At 73.2% G+C, this 19,367-nt stretch carries 19 protein-coding genes; 7 read left to right on the plus strand and 12 right to left on the minus strand.

What is annotated here, in order from left to right; all coding sequences use genetic code 11:
• Positions 1 to 127 precede the first annotated feature (127 nt).
• Positions 128 to 1,057 (plus strand): hydroxymethylbilane synthase, encoded by a 930-nt coding sequence (hemC, locus tag OG906_RS27905; protein ID WP_329446704.1) that lies wholly within the window; start codon positions 128 to 130, stop codon positions 1,055 to 1,057.
• Positions 1,058 to 1,191: 134 nt separating this feature from the next.
• Here hemC and OG906_RS27910 read toward each other — a convergent pair whose 3' ends face one another.
• The 6 genes from OG906_RS27910 to OG906_RS27935 all read right to left on the minus strand — a co-directional run bounded on the left by OG906_RS27910 (position 1,192) and on the right by OG906_RS27935 (position 7,861).
• A complete protein-coding gene (locus tag OG906_RS27910) occupies positions 1,192 to 2,454 on the minus strand; it encodes a sensor histidine kinase (RefSeq protein ID WP_443067420.1) in 1,263 nt (420 codons plus the stop codon).
• A complete protein-coding gene (locus tag OG906_RS27915; RefSeq protein WP_329446706.1) occupies positions 2,451 to 4,181 on the minus strand; it encodes a sodium/solute symporter in 1,731 nt (576 codons plus the stop codon). The genes OG906_RS27910 and OG906_RS27915 overlap by 4 nt, the downstream gene beginning before the upstream one ends.
• A gap of 201 nt (positions 4,182 to 4,382) precedes the next feature.
• Entirely contained in the window at positions 4,383 to 4,658 is a 276-nt protein-coding gene (locus OG906_RS27920; protein ID WP_267797423.1) for a hypothetical protein, read from the minus strand.
• 167 nt (positions 4,659 to 4,825) lie between these two features.
• On the minus strand, positions 4,826 to 5,677 hold the full coding sequence (locus OG906_RS27925; RefSeq protein ID WP_329446708.1) for a LytR/AlgR family response regulator transcription factor: 852 nt from the start codon (positions 5,675 to 5,677) through the stop codon (positions 4,826 to 4,828).
• Positions 5,678 to 5,776: 99 nt separating this feature from the next.
• A complete protein-coding gene (locus tag OG906_RS27930) occupies positions 5,777 to 6,727 on the minus strand; it encodes an SCO0930 family lipoprotein (protein WP_329448153.1) in 951 nt (316 codons plus the stop codon).
• A gap of 117 nt (positions 6,728 to 6,844) precedes the next feature.
• Positions 6,845 to 7,861, minus strand: coding sequence for a GDSL-type esterase/lipase family protein (locus tag OG906_RS27935; RefSeq protein ID WP_329446710.1), 1,017 nt, complete (start codon positions 7,859 to 7,861; stop codon positions 6,845 to 6,847).
• 462 nt (positions 7,862 to 8,323) lie between these two features.
• Here OG906_RS27935 and OG906_RS27940 point away from each other — a divergent pair, with 462 nt between their 5' ends.
• Both OG906_RS27940 and OG906_RS27945 read left to right on the plus strand, forming a co-directional pair.
• Positions 8,324 to 9,778 carry an amino acid permease gene (locus tag OG906_RS27940; protein WP_267799414.1) on the plus strand — a complete coding sequence of 485 codons (1,455 nt, stop codon included), beginning with the start codon at positions 8,324 to 8,326 and terminating at the stop codon, positions 9,776 to 9,778.
• Between the two features lie 10 nt (positions 9,779 to 9,788).
• A complete protein-coding gene (locus OG906_RS27945; protein WP_007262967.1) occupies positions 9,789 to 10,244 on the plus strand; it encodes an Lrp/AsnC family transcriptional regulator in 456 nt (151 codons plus the stop codon).
• Positions 10,245 to 10,312: 68 nt separating this feature from the next.
• Here the strand turns inward: OG906_RS27945 and OG906_RS27950 are convergent, their stop codons facing one another.
• From OG906_RS27950 to OG906_RS27960, 3 genes are all read right to left on the minus strand, one after another.
• Positions 10,313 to 10,804, minus strand: a complete 492-nt coding sequence (locus tag OG906_RS27950) for a hypothetical protein (protein ID WP_329446712.1) — start codon at positions 10,802 to 10,804, stop codon at positions 10,313 to 10,315.
• A 258-nt stretch (positions 10,805 to 11,062) separates the two neighbouring features.
• Positions 11,063 to 11,356, minus strand: a complete 294-nt coding sequence (locus OG906_RS27955) for a WhiB family transcriptional regulator (protein ID WP_329446714.1) — start codon at positions 11,354 to 11,356, stop codon at positions 11,063 to 11,065.
• Between the two features lie 456 nt (positions 11,357 to 11,812).
• Positions 11,813 to 12,559, minus strand: coding sequence for a GNAT family N-acetyltransferase (locus OG906_RS27960; protein ID WP_267799417.1), 747 nt, complete (start codon positions 12,557 to 12,559; stop codon positions 11,813 to 11,815).
• Positions 12,560 to 12,713: 154 nt separating this feature from the next.
• Between OG906_RS27960 and OG906_RS27965 the strand changes: the two genes are divergently transcribed.
• The 4 genes from OG906_RS27965 to OG906_RS27980 all read left to right on the plus strand — a co-directional run bounded on the left by OG906_RS27965 (position 12,714) and on the right by OG906_RS27980 (position 16,441).
• On the plus strand, positions 12,714 to 12,830 hold the full coding sequence (locus tag OG906_RS27965) for a cell envelope biogenesis protein OmpA (RefSeq protein WP_267799418.1): 117 nt from the start codon (positions 12,714 to 12,716) through the stop codon (positions 12,828 to 12,830).
• 242 nt (positions 12,831 to 13,072) lie between these two features.
• A complete protein-coding gene (locus tag OG906_RS27970; RefSeq protein WP_329446715.1) occupies positions 13,073 to 13,702 on the plus strand; it encodes a glutathione S-transferase C-terminal domain-containing protein in 630 nt (209 codons plus the stop codon).
• A 157-nt stretch (positions 13,703 to 13,859) separates the two neighbouring features.
• Entirely contained in the window at positions 13,860 to 14,660 is an 801-nt protein-coding gene (locus OG906_RS27975; RefSeq protein ID WP_329446717.1) for a carbon-nitrogen hydrolase family protein, read from the plus strand.
• An 83-nt stretch (positions 14,661 to 14,743) separates the two neighbouring features.
• A complete protein-coding gene (locus OG906_RS27980) occupies positions 14,744 to 16,441 on the plus strand; it encodes a flavin monoamine oxidase family protein (RefSeq protein ID WP_329446718.1) in 1,698 nt (565 codons plus the stop codon).
• Between the two features lie 121 nt (positions 16,442 to 16,562).
• On the opposite strand, the gene OG906_RS27985 is transcribed toward OG906_RS27980, so the two are convergent.
• The 3 genes from OG906_RS27985 to OG906_RS27995 form a co-directional block, all read right to left on the minus strand.
• A complete protein-coding gene (locus tag OG906_RS27985; protein WP_329446720.1) occupies positions 16,563 to 17,150 on the minus strand; it encodes a hypothetical protein in 588 nt (195 codons plus the stop codon).
• A gap of 43 nt (positions 17,151 to 17,193) precedes the next feature.
• A complete protein-coding gene (locus tag OG906_RS27990; RefSeq protein WP_329446722.1) occupies positions 17,194 to 17,835 on the minus strand; it encodes a DUF5995 family protein in 642 nt (213 codons plus the stop codon).
• A gap of 76 nt (positions 17,836 to 17,911) precedes the next feature.
• A complete protein-coding gene (locus OG906_RS27995) occupies positions 17,912 to 19,318 on the minus strand; it encodes a uracil-xanthine permease family protein (protein ID WP_329448154.1) in 1,407 nt (468 codons plus the stop codon).
• Positions 19,319 to 19,367 lie beyond the last annotated feature (49 nt).

The following is a 19,367-nucleotide window of genomic DNA, read 5'->3' on the forward strand; positions in this document are numbered from 1 at the left end:
CCCGCCCCCTCCGGGCGGTCCGGGGCCGCGGGCGTTCGCGCCGGGCTTCCCGACCCGCTGTCTGCATCACCACCACCCCGCCCCTCGTAGCCTGGTGACAACCCGTCAGGATCCGAGAGGCTCTTCTGTGACCACGTATCTCGTCGGCTCGCGCGCGAGCAATCTGGCCAGGACCCAGGTCCGCGCGTTCCTCGCGCCGCTGCGCGAACGGTTCCCCGACGTGACGTTCACCCACCGGGTGATCCTCGAAGGCGGGGACCGGGACCGCCGCTCGCTCCTGGCCGACGTCTCCGCCGTCAGCGGCGGCTCGGCGTTCAGCAGCGAACAGGAGGCGGCGCTGGTCCGCGGCGACGTGGACGTCGTCGTGCACTCGCTCAAGGACCTGCCCACCGAGAGCCCGGCCGGCCTGACCCTGCTTGCCCCGCCGGTCCGCGAGGACGTGCGCGACGCGCTCTGCGGATCCACGCTCGCCGCACTGCGCGAGGGAGCCCGCGTCGGCACCGGGTCCGCCCGGCGCAAGGCCCAACTCCTCGCCGTCCGACCCGACCTCGACGTGGTGCCGATCCGAGGCAACGTGCCACCGAGGCTCCGCAAGATCCAGACGGAGGGTCTCGACGCGGTCGTCCTCGCGGCCGCCGGTCTGCACCGGCTCGGACTGGCCGACGCCGTCGGGGAGTTCCTCCCGCTCGGGGACTTCCCCCCGTCACCCGGACAGGGCGCGCTCGGCATCCAGGTCCGCGAGGAGTCCGCCGCGCTGCGCGAGATCCTCTCCACGGTCGGCGACCTCGACACCGATGCCCGGGTGCGCGCGGAGCGCGCCCTGCTCGCCGAACTGCACGGCGGGTGCAGCGTCCCCGTGGGAGCCCACGCCCGCACCGCGCCCGACGGCACCCTCACCCTCCACGCCCAGGTCACCTCCCTCGACGGCCGCCGCAGGGTGTCGGGAACCCTCACCGGACCCGCGGACGCGCCCGAGAAGATCGGCGCCGCCCTGGCCGGTGAACTGATCGACGAAGGCGCCCGCGAGATCCTCGACGCGGTACGCGCCGCCCTCTGACGGCCGCGCGGGCCCGCCCGTCGCGGCCCGGAGCGGCCCGCCCGAGCCGGACCCGGAGCGCCCCGCGCCCGAACCGGGGGCGTCGCCGGCCGCGCCGGGCCCGGACCGGAGACGCCGCCCCCGCCCGAGTGCGGTCAGTGCCGGTGCCGGCCCGGCGGCGGGCCCGGATCACCGGGCGTGGACGTGTGCACGCCCGCACGGTACTTGGGGATCCGCACGGTGATCTTCATGCTGGCGCCCACGCCCGTCTCGATGACGAGCCCGTACTCGTCCCCGTACACCTGCCGCATCCGCTCGTCGACGTTCGGCAGGCCGACGCCCGAGGAGGAGCCGGACCGCTCCCCGGCCAGGATCCGCCGCAGCAGCGCCGGATCCATGCCCACCCCGTTGTCCTCGATCGTCAGCACGGCCTCCGAGCCCTCGTCCCGGGCCGCGATGGTGATCCGACACTCCTCGGTGGAGTCCTCCAGCCCGTGCTTGACCGCGTTCTCCACCAGCGGTTGCAGACACAGGAAGGGCAGCGCCACCGGCAGCACCTCCGGGGCCACCCGCAGCGTCACCTTCAACCGGTCGCCGAACCGGGCCCCCGCCAGGGCCAGGTACTGCTCGATGGAACGCAACTCCTCGGCCAGCGTGGTGAAGTCGCCGTGCCGACGGAACGAGTAGCGGGTGAAGTCCGCGAACTCCAGCAGCAGGTCCCGCGCGCGCTCCGGATCGGTCCGGACGAACGAGGCGATCGCGGCCAGGGAGTTGAAGATGAAGTGCGGGGAGATCTGCGCCCGCAACGCCTTGATCTCCGCCTCCATCAGCCGGGTGCGCGACCGGTCCAGTTCCGACAGCTCCAGTTGGACCGAAACCCAGCGGGCGACCTCCGTCGCGGCCCGCACCAGCACCGCGGACTCCCGCGAGCCGTATGCGACGAGCGCGCCCAACATCCCGTCCTCACCGGTCAGCGGAGCGAACACCGCCCACTTCAGCGGACAACCCGGCTGCCGGCAGTCGGTGCGCAGGCTCACGCTCCGCCCCGACTCCAGCATCGCCGTCACCCGGGCCATCGCCCGCCGCTCGTGGTGGTCGGCGCCCGGACCGTCCCAGGCCAACACCGCCTCCCGGTCGGTCAGACACAGCGCCTCCGTGCCGAGCAGCGACCGCAGCCGCCTGGCGGCCTTGCGTGCGGCGTCCTCGGTCAGGCCGGCCCGCAGCGGGGGAGCGGCCAACGAAGCCGTGTGCAGGGTGTGGAAGGTGGCCCGCTCGACGGGAGTACCGAGGTCAGGCCCCGACGCCCGGTCGCCGCGCCCCGCCTGCCACCGCCCCCCGGCCCACCCCAGGCCCAACAGCAGCGTGGCGCCCGCCAGGGCCGGCGCCGCGCCCACCACCGCGCCCAGGACGCCCGTCACCGCGCGTCCCCCGCCCGGTGCCCGGCGACGTCCTCCGGCAGGTGCAGTCGCGCCAGCGTCGCCGCGGTCCCCGCCGGGATCCGGGACCTCGTACCCAGCGACACCACCACCATCGTCAGGAAGCCCAGCGGCACCGACCACACCGCCGGCCAGGCCAGCAGAGTGTGCGCCCAGCCCGGCGACGCCAGCCCGCAGCGGGTCGCCACCACCGCGCCCAGCGCCGCCCCGCCTCCGGTGACCAGCCCGGCGACCGCCCCCGGCGGGGTCAGCCCGCGCCACCAGATGCCCAGCACCAACAGCGGGCAGAACGAGGACGCGGACACCGCGAAGGCCAGGCCCACCGCGTCCGCCACCGGTACCGCCGTCGCCGCCACCGCGCCCACCAGCGGCACCAGCATCGCGACCACCACCGCCAACCGGAAGCTGAGCACCCCGCGACGGGGCAGCACGTCCTGGTGCAGCACCCCGGCCACCGCCATCGTCAACCCCGAGGCCGTCGACAGGAACGCCGCGAACGCGCCCCCGGCCAACAGCGCCCCCAGCAGCTCGCCGGGCAACCCGCCCACCATCCGCGCCGGCAGCACCAGCACGGCGGCGTCCGCGTCGCCGGTCAGCGCCAGCTCGGGCGTGTAGATCCGGCCCAGCGTCCCGTAGACCGGCGGCAGCAGGTAGAAGATCCCGACCAGCCCCAACACCACCAGGGTGGTGCGCCGGGCGGTCCGGCCGTCCGGGCTCGTGTAGAACCGCACCGCGACGTGCGGCAGGCCCATCGTGCCGAGGAAGGTCGCCAGGATCAGTCCGTACGTGGCGTACAGCTGATGCCCCCGCCGCTCCCCGGACAGCGGCTCCGACCAGCCGGCCGGGCCCGGGCCGGACTCCGCGCGGGCGTCGGGCACCCGGCTGTCCGGCGCGAACTCCAGCCGGGTGCCCGCCCGTACCGAGTGCTGCCCGGTGGCCAGGACCAGCGACTCGCCCTCGACGGCGCGCCCGTCCACCCGCCCGGTCACCGTCACGGCCAACGGCTCGTCCAGCGCGATCCGCAGGTCCTCGCCCACCGTCACGGCGGTGTGCTCACGGAAGACCGCCGGGGCGTCGAAGCCCGCACGCGGGGCCCCGTCCCCGGCCCAGGCCGCGATCAGGAAGAAGGCCGGCACCAGCAGGGCGGTGAGTTTGAGCCAGTACTGGAAGGCCTGGACGAAGGTGATGCTGCGCATCCCGCCGGCCCCCACGGCCGTCGTCACCACACCGGCCACGACCAGCCCGCCGACCCAGGTCGGAGCCCCGGTGAGGATCTCCAACGTCAGCCCGGCGCCCTGCAACTGGGGCAGCAGGTAGAGCCAGCCGACCCCGACGACGAACAGCACGGCGATCCGGCGCACCGCCTGCGACTCCAACCGGGCCTCGGCGAAGTCCGGCAGGGTGTAGGCCCCCGAGCGCCGCAACGGGGCCGCCACCAGCACGAGCAACACCAGGTACCCGGCCGTGTAGCCGACCGGATACCAGAGCATCTGCGGCCCCTGGAGCAACACCAGCCCCGCGATGCCGAGGAACGAGGCGGCGGAGAGGTACTCCCCGCTGATGGCCGCCGCGTTCAGGCGGGGACCCACGGTGCGCGAGGCGACGTAGAAATCGGAGGTGGTCCGGGATATCCGCAGGCCCAACGCGCCGACGAGCACCGTGACCAGGACGACGACGGTGACCGCGGTCAGCGCGTACGTCTGGTTCACCGGGCGGTCCTTCGACGGGGAGAGGCCATGGGGAGAGGCGACGGGAGAGGGGAGGAGCGACGGGCTGCGGGGACTTTCGGAGTCTATGCAGCGCCCCGCACCGGCGAACAGGCGCGTTCCGGCACCTCCGCGGAAGCCGCGCACCGCCGTGTCGGCGCCCTCCCCGTGCGGCGCGGGCCGGGGTGCCCCGGGCGGGGGGCTTCAGCGGGCCGGATCGCGGTGGTCCGCGCAGTCGCGCAGGGCGATCTCCAGCTCCACGTACGACTCCTCCGCGCGACGGAAGGCCTGCATCAGGGCCGCCTCGGCGCGCGGCGGCAACTGCCGGCGGGTGCCGTCGTGGGCCTCGTACAACAGGTCGGCCCAGCGGGCGGCCGCGCTGCGCAGCCGGGCCAGCAGGGCCTCGGCCTCGGCGGGTCCGGCGGGCCGGGTCCGGGGCAGTCCGCTCAGCGCGTCCAACAGCGCCTCGATCTCGGACAACCGCTGCTCCTCCCACGCCGGAAGATCCACGATACGCGCGGCCGGCCGGCGCGGGGGCCGCCGAGGCGACCGGTGCGACCGACGGGCCCCGGGCATCGCCGTACGCCCGCCCCGGCGCGATGAACGGCGCGTCGAACGGCGCGTCGGACGGTCGGCGGTCCGGGAGGTCAGCCGGTGGCCTGGCGCATCAGGAGTTCGCGGAGTTCGCGTGCGTGGCGGCGGCTGACCTGGAGTTCCGCCGAGCCGACCCGAACGGTCGTGGCGCCGCCGTCCAGGCGCAGTTCGTCGATCCGGCGCAGCGCCACCAGGTGCCGGCGGTGGATCCGGACGAACCCGCGGGCCGCCCAGCGTTCCTCCAGCGTGGACAACGGGATCCGGACCAGGTGGCTGCCCTCGTCGGTGTGCAGCCGGGCGTAGTCGCCCTGGGCCTCCACGTGGGCGATGTCGGCGATGGCCACGAAGCGGGTGACCCCGCCCAGTTCGACGGCGATCTGGTCCGGCGCGCGGTCGGCCGCGGCGACCTCCTGCCGGGTGCGGCCGGGCCCCGCTGCCGCCGCGACGGGTGGCGCGGCGCCGTCCGTCCCGGTCGAGGGGGTCGGGAGGTCCGCGGCGGGCGGCTCCTGTACCCGGCCGAGTTGGGCGCCGACCCGGCGGACGGCCTCGGCCAGCCGCTCGGGACGGACCGGCTTCAGCACGTAGTCGACCGCCTTGAGGTCGAAGGCCTGGACGGCGAACCCCTCGTGGGCGGTGACGAACACGATCAGCGGGGGGCGCGCGAACCCGGCCAGCAGCCGGGCGATGTCCAGGCCGGTCAGCCCGGCCATGTGGATGTCGAGGAAGACCACGTCGATGCCGTCGGGGCCGTCCGGGCCGCTCTCCAGCGCCCGCGTGATCCGGCGCAGTGCCTCCGTGGCGTCCGAGGCCCCCTCGGCGCTGCGGACCCTCGGGTCGGAACGCAGCAGGTAGAGGAGTTCCTCCAGCAGGGGTCTCTCGTCGTCGACGGCCAGTGCGCGCAGCATGGGGGCGAGTCTAGGTTCCGCTCCGTCGGGGCGGAACGGGGCGCGACCCCCGCCGGGGGGAGGGGGCGGGGGTCGCGCGTTCAGGATGGTCCGTGGTGCCTACTTGGCGGTGGTGATGAGCTTGCCTTCGGGGGAGACGGCGTACCAGGTGCCGCCCACGCCCTGGCCGTTGGTGTCGCCGGCCTTCTTGTCACCGCTGAAGGTGTAGATGGGCCAGCAGTCGATCGACTGCTGCTTCTTGCCGTCGGGGCGGTTCAGGACCGTGTAGCCCTTCTCGACGATGCCCTTGGCGTTGGCCTTGTCGACCGGGGCCACCACCGGCCACTTGGCCACGCAGGCGTCCTCGCAGTTGGACTTCATGGGCCAGGCGCTGTCCTTCTTGAACCGGTAGACGGTCATGCCGTTGCCGTCGACGATGTGCTCGCCCAGCTTCGGGTCCTTGGCCACGGTCAGCGCGCCGGACGCCTCGCCCGCACCGGCCGGAGCGGGGGCCGCCGCCGCGTCCTTGGCCGCCTTCTTGCCGTCGGGGGCGGAGGCGAACCAGGTGCCGCCGACGCCCTGGCCGTTGGTGTCACCGGCCTTGCCGTCCTTGCTGTACCGGTACATCGGCCAGCCCGCCACCGTCAGTTGACGGCTCCCGTCGGCGCGCTCCACCTCGCCCAGCAGCGCGGGGTCCACGCCCGCGGCGGCCGTGACGTCACCGGCGGGGACGATCGGCCACGTCTTGGCGCAGGCACCCTCGCAGTTCGACTTCGGCGGCTTCGGGGTGTCCTTGTCGAAGCGGTACAGGGTGAACCCGGCGCTGTCGGTGAGCACGGAGCCGAGCTTGTCGTTCTGCGCGATGGTCAGTTCCCCGGCGGGCTTGGCGTCGGCGGCCGCCGCGGGATCCGCGCCGCCCGACGCGCCGGCGCCGTAGGGGTCCGCCGCGGGAGCCACGGCCCCGGCCGGCTGGGTGTTGCCGCCCGCCTTGTCGGCTCCGCCGCACGCCGTGGCCGAAAGGGCGACGGCGACTGCGACGACTGCCAGGGTGGTTCCGCGCTTGAAGCCCATCTTGATCTCTCCCACGTGTGATGACTGCCGAGTCCGTCGCCGGAGCGTCGGCAACTTGTGCAGGACACGTCGTCGGGGGAGCGAACCGTTCAGCGCGAGAGGTGTGTCGTCTTTCACCTAGCCGGCATCGAACCCGGCGCGGCGCAGAGCCGTGCACACGGCAAGGCCGAGAACCTGGTGTCCGTTGTCGTTGGGGTGCAGTCCGTCCGCGAGGTGCTCGGGCCCCAGCAGGTCCCGCCCGGGCAGCAGTGCCAGCCGACCGTCCCCGGCGGCCATCCGGTCGCGGGTGGCGCGCTCCATGGCGTCGCGCAGGGCGCCCAGGGTGGCGCCGAGCCTGTTCGGCGTCCGCTCGGCGTCGGGGCGCAGCACCGGGGACAGCAGCAGCAGCGGGGTGCTCGGATGCCCCTGCCGGACCAGATCGAGGAAGGCGCGCGTGGTCTCGTACAGCATCGCCGGGGTGAACGGCACCCGGGACCAGCAGTTGGTGCCGAAGGCCAGGGTGAGCACGTCGGCGGGGAGCCCCGCGAGCTGTTCGGCGGTGGCGAGTTCCCCGCGGGCCGCGCCCGCGTAGCCGAGGTTGACGGTGTCCCAGCCCAGCAACCGGCCGGCGACGGCGGGCCAGCCGTGCGCGGGGCGGGTGGACCACCAGCCCTCCGTGATGGAGTCGCCGTGCACCACCCAGCGCGGGGCCGTCGGGGCGGGGGCGATCGGGCCGCCGATCCCGCGCACCCCGAGAATCACGGGGGACTGGGCCTCGGGCGGATGGACGGTGAACGGTCCGCGCCCGCCGCTGATCGCGACGCGTACGACGGCCTCCGCGGCCGGCTCGGTGAAGACCTCGGTGAGCATGCCGTGCCGGTTCCACAGCGCGAAGCCGTGCGCGAGGTCGCGCAGCGCGTCGGTGGGCCCGGGCACGGTCGCCCGGTAGCGGATCTCCAGCGCGTGCGCCGACTCGGTGGTGAACTCCAACCGCACCCCGATGGGCAGGGCGGCCCGCTCGCCGGTGTCCCAGGGCAGCCGCATGGTGTCCGCCGGGTCGGCGCGCACGGGCCGGCCCTCGTCCAGCCAGGCGACACCACGCAGGAAGGGCCCGGGGTCCAACCACCCGCCGTCCGCCTCCAGTGGTCTCTCCACGCTCACTCGTCGCCTCCGATCGCCGGGTACGGGAACCGCGCGCCGACCCGCGGTCGACCACCCCCGTCTGCCCCGTCACGTGCGGGAACACCCGTCATGGGTGCGAACCCCGGCCGGTCCCCGTCCGCGGCGGCGCCGTCCTGGCGGCACGGTGCGGCAGTTCTGACGAAGTGTCAAGGAGGTGCCGCCGGGGAGGCCCGGAAGGGGGTCGCGCAGTGATCGATCGTCCGCGCGCAACAAAGGACCATCCAGGACAGATCCGCGCAACGATCGTGCGCCAATGTGCAAGGATGGTGCATTACGGGCGGTATCACTCAGCTCGTAGGCTCACTCGCTGTACGTGGAGTGGCGTGGACCGCCTGCTCGGCGGTCCCCCATGCCCAGGCCGGCTCCTGCCCGCCTGCTCCGGACCGCTGCGGTCGATGCCTGAATCCCCACCCGCAGTGTCAAAGGAGTCCCCTCGTGCTCGAAACCGGCCAGGCGCCACCGCTCACCTCCGAGCCCCGCAAGCCTGCCCATCCTTTGCTGCGCCGCAAGCCGGTCGAGCAGCTGGTCGCCGAGGGCGGCCAGGGCGAGGGCGGCTCGCTGCGCCGCTCGCTCACCATGTGGCAGCTGACGATGATCAGCATCGGCGCCACCCTCGGCACCGGCATCTTCGTCGTCCTCGGCACGGCGGCCCCCAAGGCCGGCCCCGCCGTCACGATCTCCTTCGTCATCGCGGGCCTGACCGCCCTGTTCTCCGCGCTCTCCTACGCGGAGCTGGCCGGATCCGTGCCGGTCTCCGGCTCCTCGTACTCCTACTCGTACGCCACCATGGGCGAGCTCGTCGCCTGGGTCTGCGGCTGGTGCCTGGTCCTGGAGTACGGCGTGTCCGTCGCGGCGGTCGCCGTCGGCTGGGGCGAGTACCTCAACGAACTCCTCGACGGCACCATCGGCGTCACCATCCCCGAGGCGATATCCGCCCCGCTGGGCGAGGGCGGCTTCATCAACCTGCCCGCGCTGATCGTGGTCCTGCTCGCCATGGTCTTCCTGATGGGCGGCGCCAAGGAGAGCGCCCGGGTCAACTCGATCATGGTGGGCGTGAAGATCGTCACGCTGCTGCTCTTCATCGGCATCGGCTTCATGGGCATCAAGGCCGGCAACTACACCCCGCTCGCCCCGCTCGGCATCACCGGCATCAGCGCCGCCGCCTCCACGCTGTTCTTCTCGTACATCGGCTTCGACGCCGCCTCCACCGCGGGTGAAGAGGCCAAGGACCCCAAGCGCGACCTGCCCCGCGCGATCATGCTCTCGCTGGGCATCGTCACCGTGCTCTACGTCCTCGTCGCGTTCGTCGCCGTCGGCGCCATGCCGTGGCAGGACTTCGAGGGCACCGAGGCCGCGCTGGCGCAGATCATGACCGACGTCTCCGGCCACACCTTCTGGGGAGTCGTCCTCGCCGCGGGCGCCGTCGTCGCCATCGCCTCCGTGGTCTTCGCCGTGCTCTACGGCCAGACCCGCATCCTCTTCGCCATGTCCCGCGACGGCCTCGTCCCCAAGGTCTTCGCCAAGGTCAACCCGAAGACCGGCGCCCCCCGCGCCAACGTGGTGATCGTTTCCCTCTTCTGCGGGATCCTCGCGTCCTTCATCCCGCTCGGCAAGCTGGCCGACGCCACCAGCATCGGCACCCTCTTCGCCTTCGGTCTGGTCAACATCGCCGTCATCATCCTGCGCCGCACCAAGCCGGACATGCCGCGCACCTTCAAGGTGGCGCTCTTCCCGATCACGCCCATCCTCGGTTTCCTCGCCTGCGGCTACATGATGTTCAGCCTGGACACCGTCACATGGATCGTTTTCGGTGGCTGGATGGCAGCGGGTCTCGTGTTCTACTTCCTGTACGGCATTCGCCGCTCCCGTCTGGCCACAGCAGAGAAGTGATCCACCCGCAGTGCGACTGAACGATCTCGACGAACGCATCGTGCACGCCCTCGCCGAGGACGCCCGACGTTCCTACGCGGACATCGGCTCCGAGGTCGGACTCTCGGCCCCCGCCGTCAAACGGCGCGTGGACCGGCTGCGTGCCGAGGGAGCCATCACCGGCTTCACCGTCCGGGTCGACCCCGCCGCCATGGGCTGGGAGACCGAGGGCTTCATCGAGATCTACTGTCGCCACAACACCTCGCCGGACGACATCCGGCGAGGGTTGGAGCGGTACCCCGAGGTCGTGTCCGCGTCCACCGTCACCGGTGACGCGGACGCCCTCGTCCAGGTCTTCGCCTCCGACATGAGGCACTTCGAACGCGTACTGGAACGGATCGCGGGCGAGCCGTTCGTGGAACGCACCAAGTCCGTCCTGGTCCTCTCCCCGCTGCTGCGCCGCTTCACCTCCGGCGCACCCGCGTAGCCACCGACGCCCCGGTCCCCTGACCGGGGCGTTTCGGCGTACCGGGGCGTGCGGCGTAGCGGGGGCGTTCAGCAGAACGCCTCGCGCGCCACGGCCGCGCCCTTCTTCCAGCCGGTCGAGAACCCCTCATTCGCCGACGGCGGCGCGGTCGCGTCACAGCTCCCCTTGACGGCGTCCCACCCGGCGACGACACCGGCCTTGTACGGGGCGCCACCCGCCCGGGCGTGCGCGTCCGCCTCGTCCGCGCCGCCGCACCTGGTGTCCCGGCCGCCCTGCGACACGGTGTACGCCCCGTTCTGCCGCTTCGGGAGGGTGAAGGCGCCGTCGGAACCCACCTCGAACCGGCCGCCCTGGGCGGTCGGCGAGGAGAGGACCGCGGGGCCCGGCGCGAACCCGCTGCCGGACACGGACACCGTTCCGTCGGGCCGGGTGGCCGACGCGGAGCAGGTGGCCGCCGGCGCGGCCGCCTCGGCGCCGCCCGAGGAGATCGCCAGGGAACCGACGGCGAGGGCGCCGGTCGCCAGCGGGGTGAGCACGATCAGACGGAAGCGTCGCTTCATGGGTGTTCCTCTCGTGGGACCCCCGGTCGACAGAACCTCGTCACGCGGCCGCTACGCCTTCGCGCGGCCGAGGCGCGCAGCCGGTCAATTTTATCCCGGCGGCCATGGCGCCGCCCGCTCCGGCCGGTCAGCGGGCGATCCGCAGCCGGTCCGTCCGAGGGCAGGGTGTCGGGCGCGGCGAAACGGGTCGGACGCGTTCACCGCGTCCGACCCGTCGTCGTTGCCGCCTGTCCTGTTCCGCGCGCCCGAGCGGCTCTTCTACACATGGGCCGGGGCGCGACGACCGCCCAGGAGGGTGTGCCGCTCCTCCTCGGTCAGGCCGCCCCAGACCCCGAAGGCCTCACGGGTGCGCAGCGCGTGTTCGAGGCAGGCCGTGCGCACCGGGCAGCCGGCGCAGATCCGCTTGGCGGCCTCGTCCCGGTCCTCGCGGTCCTCCCCCCGCTCGCCGGCGGGATGGAAGAACCGGCCGGACCCCAGGTCCCGGCACGCCGCCCGGGATTGCCACTGCCAGTTGTCGGGGGCGGAGCCCGGCAGGCGGGAGACGTCGGTCATGGCAGTTCCTTTCCGAGGGGTACGTGGGTTCCCCCGCGTGTGACCGCTCCGTGCCCCCTGAAACATCCTTGCCCGCAAGGGAATCCCGACCCGCCGGCCCGCTCCCTCGAACCCGGCGGCGCGACGGACCGGGTGCAGGCGCGCGGGCCCGCAGGAAGACGCCGACTCACCGCTCACGGAAGGGTGTTGGGCGCCGGCAGGGCGCCGCGGGCGCCGATCGGGGCCGGGCGTCGAAGAGTTGATCAGGAACCGAGGAGTTGATCAGGAACGGCGGCGGGCGGCGGGATCCCGCTCCGGGGCGACGCGGGTCCGGGAGCACCACCGGACCGGCCCGCGCGGAGCGAGCCGGGGGGTGGGACGGGCGCCCGTACGCAGCGTGTCCATCGCCACCCCCCTGTTCATCGCTACCCACCCCGAACCTAAGGCGCCGGACGCACGCACTCAATGAACCCCGTGTTAAGCCTTCTTTTCGTCGGCCGGGGCGTCGGGGGCATCGGGAGCGTCCGGGGCGCCCGGGGTCCGCACCCCGATGAACACCGGCTCGCGGCGCAGGACGAAGCCCATCGACGTGTACAGACGTATGGCGTTCACGTTCCCCGCGGCGGCGTGCAGGAAGGGAACGTCCCCGCGCTCGCGGATGCCTGCGGCCACCGCCCGGATCAGTCGCGCCGCCAGGCCCTTCCCCCGGTGGTCGGGGTGCGTGCACACCGCGCTGATCTCCGTCCAGCCCGGCGGCCGCATCCGCTCCCCGGCCATCGCCACCAGCCGGCCCTCGTGCCGGATCCCCAGGTACGTGCCCAGCTCGACGGTGCGCGGCAGGAAAGGACCCGGCTCGGTCAACCGGACCAGGTCCAGCATCTCGGGGACGTCGGCCGCCCCGAGCCGCACCGCCTCGGGCGCCGGCTCACCGGGCACGGCGCTGCCGTCGAGCTGGACGCCCGGTACGGCCAACACCGTCTCCCAGCCGGCGGGCGGCGTCGGCAACCCCGTCAACCAGACCTCCGTGCCGGGCCCCACCAGCGCCGCCAGGTCCTCCCAGGCGCGCGGGTCGTCCGGGTCGTCCAGGGCCGCGAAGGGGTTCGCGTCCGTCCGGTACCGGGCGGCGCGCCCACCGGACACCGCGAAGTCGCGGTGCGGGCCGCTCAGCGCCGCCCAGACCGGGTTGTCGAGGGGATGTGTATCGGTGTCCGTGTCGGGGGACATCACGTGCGGGGATCCTTCCGTCGAATACGCGGGGTCGTCGGTTCGTGACCGACTTCTTGACGGCCTCGCGCGACGCCGTGAGACTGCGGGGGACGGTCAGGATCGTCAGCGCCCGCGACGGGCGGGTTTATGCCCCGAGGACAGGACGAGATCGGTGGAGATGGCCCGGACACCCGAGGCAGGGACACATCCCCTGCGCCGCTCGTGGCTGACCCGACGCCTGCACATCGACCTGCTCCGCGTCTGCAGCGCCTTCGCCGCGCACGCCTGAAGCCCTCCCCACCTCACGGCCCGGCCGATCAGGCCCCGCCGATCCGCGGCCATGCCATGCCACGCCGCCCCCGCCGACGTGTGCGGGCTTCCCGTGCCCGGGCCGCTCGCGCCGCGGCGCGCCCCTGCCCGCCGCCGCACCTCCTCCTGCCGGGATCCGGGGCCGCCCCGCCCCGGATCCCGCTCACCGACGCCCCAACCCGCGGCCCCGCAGGGCCCCGGTACCGACGACCGAGGAGAGCCATGCTCCAGATCACCCTGCCCCGCACCGCGCCCGTCCCGGCCCCGCGAGGTCGCATCGGCAGCGGCTTCTCGCCCGACCCCCGCCGCTACCACCTCTACCTCTCCGCCGGCTGTCCGCTCTCGCTCCGGGTGACCACCACCCTGCGCCTCCTCGGTCTCGCCGACTCCGTGGGCACCACCCTGCTCGGCGACCCGTCCTCCCACGCCGACCTGCGCGCGGCGTACGAGGCCTCCGGCCACCACTACGACGGCACCCTCACCGTTCCCGCGCTCTGCGACACCTGGAGCGGCCGCGTGGTCAGCAACCACACCCCCGACATCCTCGACGACCTGGTCGTCGGGCTCGCGGGCCGCCCCGACCTGGCCCCGCCCGCCCCCGCCGCGCTCGCGGGGGCCGTCCGGACGCTCCTGGACGACGCCGCGCCCCCGGCCGGGCGGTCGGCCGCCCTGGCCCTGCTGGAACAGCGCCTGGCCCGGTCCCCGTACGCCCTGGGCGACCGGCCGACCGTCACCGACGTCGACCTGTGGGTGGCGCTGCGACACCACCCCGCGGCGGCGGAGGCGGGGTCGTCCGTACGCTCGTACCTGGGTCGTCTCCGCGCCCATCCGGCCTTCCGCGCGGGCGAGTGAATCGGGGGCGGAGGGGGTGCGTGCAACGAATCGCCGTTCGACCCGCCGAATGCGCAACGAATCGATCCTCCGAGCGCAACGGTGACGGCTTGTCCCGGTCGAACGCCCGAACGTACCGTCTAATGACCCCCTCCCCACCTGTCACAGAGGTACGCCCATGCCCCCGCTGCGCACCGCCCTCCTCCAGAGCTCCGGACGGCTCGGCGACACCGCCGCGAACCTGAAGGCGCTCGACGAGGCCGCGGCGCGTGCCGCACAGGGCGGGGCCGGGCTCCTCGTGACCTCGGAGATGTTCCTGACCGGCTACGCGCTGGACCTCCAGGACATCCCCGGCATCGCCGAACCGGCCGACGGCCCGTCCGCCGTCGCCATCGGCGACATCGCCCGCCGCCACGGCGTCGCCGTCCTGTACGGCTACCCGGAGCGCGCGGGCGACGCCGTCTTCAACTCCGCGCAGCTCATCGGTCCCGACGGGACCGTGCTCGCGAACCACCGCAAGACCCACCTCTTCGGCGGCTTCGAACAGGACGCCTTCACCCCCGGCGACACCCCCGTCGTCCAGGCGGACCTGAACGGCCTCCGCATCGGCATCCTGATCTGCTACGACGTGGAGTTCCCCGAGAACGTCCGCGCGCACGCGCTGGCCGGCACCGACCTCCTCCTGGTCCCGACCGCGCAGATGCACCCGTTCCAGTTCGTCGCCGAGCAGCTGGTCCCCGTCCGGGCCTTCGAGAACCAGATGTACATCGCGTACGTCAACCGCACCGGCCCCGAGGGCGAGTTCGAGTTCGTCGGCCTCAGCTGCCTGGCCGGCCCCGACGGGGTCACCCGCACCCGGGCCGGCCGCGGCGAGGAACTCGTCTTCGGCGAGGCCGACCCGGAACTGCTGCGGGCCTCGCGCGAGACCAACCCCTACCTGCGCGACCGCCGCCCGGGGCTCTACGCCTCGCTGGTCTGACCCTCCAGGATCCCCCGGACCCGCCCCCGGTCCGCCCTCCCGCCCCCACCCTGCCCGAGTCCGTTCGCAAGGAGCCGTACCCCATGACGTCCACGGTGCCCACCACCGCCGTCCCGCACAGCGACGGACAGCCCCCGATCACCATGTTCGGCCCGGACTTCCCGTACGCCTACGACGACTTCCTGGCCCACCCGGCGGGGCTCGGCCAGATCCCGGCGACGGAGTTCGGCACCGAGGTCGCCGTCATCGGCGGCGGACTCTCCGGCATCATCTCCGCGTACGAGCTGATGAAGATGGGCCTCAAGCCGGTCGTCTACGAGGCCGACCAGATCGGCGGCCGGCTGCGCACCGTCGGCTTCGAGGGCGCGGGCACCGAGGAACTGACCGCGGAGATGGGCGCCATGCGCTTCCCGCCGTCCTCCACGGCCCTCCAGCACTACATCGACCTCGTCGGCCTGGTCACCGAGCCCTTCCCGAACCCGCTCGCCGAGGCCACCCCCTCGACGGTCGTGGACCTCAAGGGCGAGACCCACTACGCCGAGACCATCGCCGACCTCCCGCAGGTCTACCGCGACGTCGCCGCCGCGTGGAACGCCTGCCTCGACGAGGGCGCCGACTTCTCCGACATGAACACCGCGATGCGCGAGCGGGACGTCCCGCGCATCCGCGAGATCTGGGCCAAGCTCGTCGAGAAGCTCGACGACGAGACCTTCTACGGCTTCCTCTGCAAGTCCGAGGCCTTCCAGTCCTTCCGCAAGCGCGAGATCTTCGGCCAGGTCGGCTTCGGCACGGGCGGCTGGGACACCGACTTCCCGAACTCCATCCTGGAGATCCTCCGCGTCGTCTACACCGAGGCGGACGACCACCACCGCGGCATCGTCGGCGGCTCGCAGCAGCTGCCCCTGCGCCTGTGGGACCGGGCACCCGGCAAGATCGTCCACTGGGCCCAGGGCACCTCGCTGTCCACCCTGCACGACGGCACCCCGCGCCCGGCGGTCACCCGCCTGCACCGCACGGCCGGCAACCGGATCACGGTCACCGACGCCACCGGCGACATCCGCACGTACCGCGCCGCGATCTTCACCGCGCAGTCGTGGATGCTGCTGTCCAAGATCGAGTGCGACGACACGCTGTTCCCGATCGACCACTGGACGGCGATCGAGCGCACCCACTACATGGAGTCCAGCAAGCTCTTCATCCCCGTGGACCGGCCGTTCTGGTTGGACAAGGACGAGGAGACGGGCCGCGACGTCATGTCGATGACCCTCACGGACCGCATGACCCGTGGCACATACCTGCTGGACAACGGCCCGGACAAGCCCGCCGTCATCTGCCTCTCGTACACCTGGTGCGACGACAGCCTCAAGTGGCTGCCGCTGTCCGCGAACGAGCGGATGGAGGTCATGCTGAAGTCCCTCGGCGAGATCTACCCGAAGGTCGACATCCGCCGCCACGTCATCGGCAACCCGGTCACGGTCTCCTGGGAGAACGAGCCCTACTTCATGGGCGCGTTCAAGGCCAACCTCCCGGGCCACTACCGCTACCAGCGCCGCCTGTTCACCCACTTCATGCAGGACCGCCTCCCCGAGGACAAGCGCGGCATCTTCCTCGCGGGCGACGACATCTCCTGGACGGCCGGCTGGGCCGAAGGCGCCGTACAGACCGCCCTCAACGCGGTCTGGGGCGTCATGCACCACCTCGGCGGCACGACCGACACCACGAACCCGGGTCCGGGCGACGTCTACGACGACATCGCGCCGGTGGAGCTCCCGGAGGACTGACCCCTCCCGGACCCCGTGACCACGGGCCGCCCCCGCGCCGACAGCGCGGCGGCGGCCCGTTCTCATGCCCGCGGCCCGTTCCCACATCCCGCGGCCCGATCTCGTGCCCGCCGCCGTCTCGTCACGCGCGCCGCAGCCAGATCGACTTCCAGCGTTCCTCGCGGGCGGCGGCCACGGCCGGCTCGAACCCGGTGTCCCGCCGGCCCAGGCCCACCCCGCACCCCGCGCACAACCGGTACACCCGGTGACCGGTGCGCAGCTCCCGTGTGCCGCGGTCCCGCGCGCAGACCGGGCAGACGGGCGGCGGCCACGGGCCGGCGCCGGCCCGCAGGATGCTCGGCATCACGACCGGGAGCGGCGCGTCCGGATGGAACCCGGGGTCCGGGCAGTGCAGCCGACGCCAGGGCTCCGGCGGGCACGGAACGCGCACACCGGCCCGTTTCTGTGCCCGGCGCAGCTCCTGCCAGGGGCGGAACGCCGCGAACCAGACCTCGCGCGCCGCGTGCAGCTCCTCCACCGCCCGCACCACCGCGTCCGGGTCCCGTTCCAGGTCGGCGGGGATGCGGGCGCTGCGCGCGAGGTGGTCGAAGGTGGCGCGGAATCCGTACGGGGCGAACTCCGTGACGCAGGTGCGCAGTGCGGCGAACCGTCGCCGAGGCGTACGGGTCGGGTCGAGGACCCGCAGGCGATGGGTGGCGAAGCTGCTCACCGGGGGAGCGTAGCCGGCGGGCCGTCCCGCCCGCACGGGGGTTTCAGCCGCGCGGGGTGAGCAGGCAGCGGCCGACCAGTCCGACGCCGGCGTCCAGGGAGTCGGCGAACTCCTCGGCCAGTTCGGGAGCGCGCCGCAGCGTCCACAGCAGGCGGGCAGCGGACCAGGCGCCGGCCCGGGCGCGCTCCAGGCTCCACGACCCCACCAGGTGCGTCAACGGGTCGGCGATCTCCAGCAGGTCGGGGCCCGGCATCAGGTCCTCGCGGATCTGCTCCTCCAGGGAGACCAGGGTGTCGCCGACCCGGTCGAAGTCCCCTTCCAGGGCGGCCGGTTCACAGTCCAGGTGGCGGCAGGTGGCCACCACCGCCAGCGCCAGGTCGTGTCCGATGTGCGCGTTGATGCCGGCCAGCGCGTGCTGGAGGGGCCGGATCCCGGGGTGTCGGCGGTACTGGAGGAGCGGACGCCAGCAGGCCGGGGCCCGCTCCGCCTCCACGGCCGCCAGGTAGCGCTCGGCGAAGCACACGCTGAGGGTCTGCGCCCTGCGCGGGGCGGGGAACGCCCCGCGCGCGAGCCGTTCGTGCAGCGTCTGCGTCACCGTCAGGTACACCCGGTTGAAGACGGCCACACCGTCCTGCGCGGGCAGCCGCTCGTCCAGGGCGCGCATCCGCGCGAGCACCGCTTCCATGGGAGGCAGCGTCGCAGCAGGAACGCGCCGTGTGGGGAACTTGGCCGTGCGCTTCGCCGGTTCGGGCGAAGCCGCGTCAACCCCGCTTGTCCCCGGGCCCGTCCTCGCCCTCCGGGCCGTCGTAGTCGGAGGTGCCCGAGTCGAGCAGCGGCTCCTCCCGCTTCATGTGCGCCGGGGCGAAGTACCGCAGCGTGTGGTAGCCGGTGATCACCACGACGGTGCCGAGCGCGATGCCGCCCAACTCGAAGCTGTCGGTGACGTTCAGCGTGACGCCGCCGATGCCGATGATGATGCCCGCCGCGGCCGGCACCAGGTTCAGCGGATTGCGCAGGTCCACCCGGCCGCTGATCCAGATCTGGGCGCCGAGCAGGCCGATCATGCCGTAGAGGATCACGGTGATGCCGCCCAGCACCCCGCCGGGGATGGCCGCGACGACCGCGCCGAACTTCGGGCACAGGCCGAAGAGCAGGGCGAAGCCGGCGGCGGCCCAGTAGGCGGCCGTCGAGTAGACCCGGGTGGCCGCCATGACGCCGATGTTCTCGGAGTAGGTGGTGTTGGGCGGGCCGCCCACCGCCGTCGACAGCATCGACGCGGCCCCGTCGGCCGCGATGGCGGTGCCGAGCTTGTCGTCGAGCGGGTCGCCGGTCATCTCGCCGACGGCCTTGATGTGCCCGGCGTTCTCCGCGATCAGCGCGATGACCACCGGCAACGCGATGAGGATCGCCGACCATTCGAAGGCCGGCGCGTGGAAGCTCGGCAGCCCGATCCAATCGGCCTTGGAGACCCCGGAGAGGTCGAGCCGCCAGTGGTCGACCTTGTCCGGCCCGCCCGTGGTCGAGTAGATCTTGCCGAAGACCAGGTCGAGGATCCAGGAGAGCGCGTACCCGAAGACGAGGCCCAGGAAGATCGCGATCCGGGACCAGAATCCCCGCAGACACACCACGGCGAGTCCGGTGACCAGCATGGTGAGCAGCGCCGTCCACTGGTCCTGCGGCCAGTACGTCGAGGCCGTCACGGGCGCCAGGTTGAAGCCGATCAGCATCACCACCGCGCCGGTCACCACCGGCGGCATCGCCGCGTGGATGATCCGCGCCCCGAACCGCTGGACCGCGAGGCCCGCGAGGAACAGCGCCACGCCGACCACGAACACCGCGCCCGTCACGACCGCGCTGTCCCCGCCGCCCGCCCGGATCGCGGCCGCGACCCCGACGAAGGCGAGCGAACAGCCCAGGTACGAGGGGACCCGACCGCGCGTCGCGAGCAGGAAGATGATCGTCGCGACGCCCGACATCATGATGGCCAGGTTCGGGTCCAGGCCCATCAGGACCGGCGCCACGAAACTCGCGCCGAACATGGCCACCACGTGCTGGGCGCCGAGCCCGGCGGTCCGCGGCCACGACAGCCGCTCATCGGGCCGCACCACCGCGCCGGGGGCGGGGGTCCGCCCGTCTCCGTGCAGGGTCCAGCGCACGCCGAAGCCCATGTTCCACCACTCCTGTTTCACCGACCGGTCAACCATCCGGGCCGCACCG

The organism is Streptomyces sp. NBC_01426, from assembly GCF_036231985.1.
Taxonomy (GTDB): domain Bacteria; phylum Actinomycetota; class Actinomycetes; order Streptomycetales; family Streptomycetaceae; genus Streptomyces.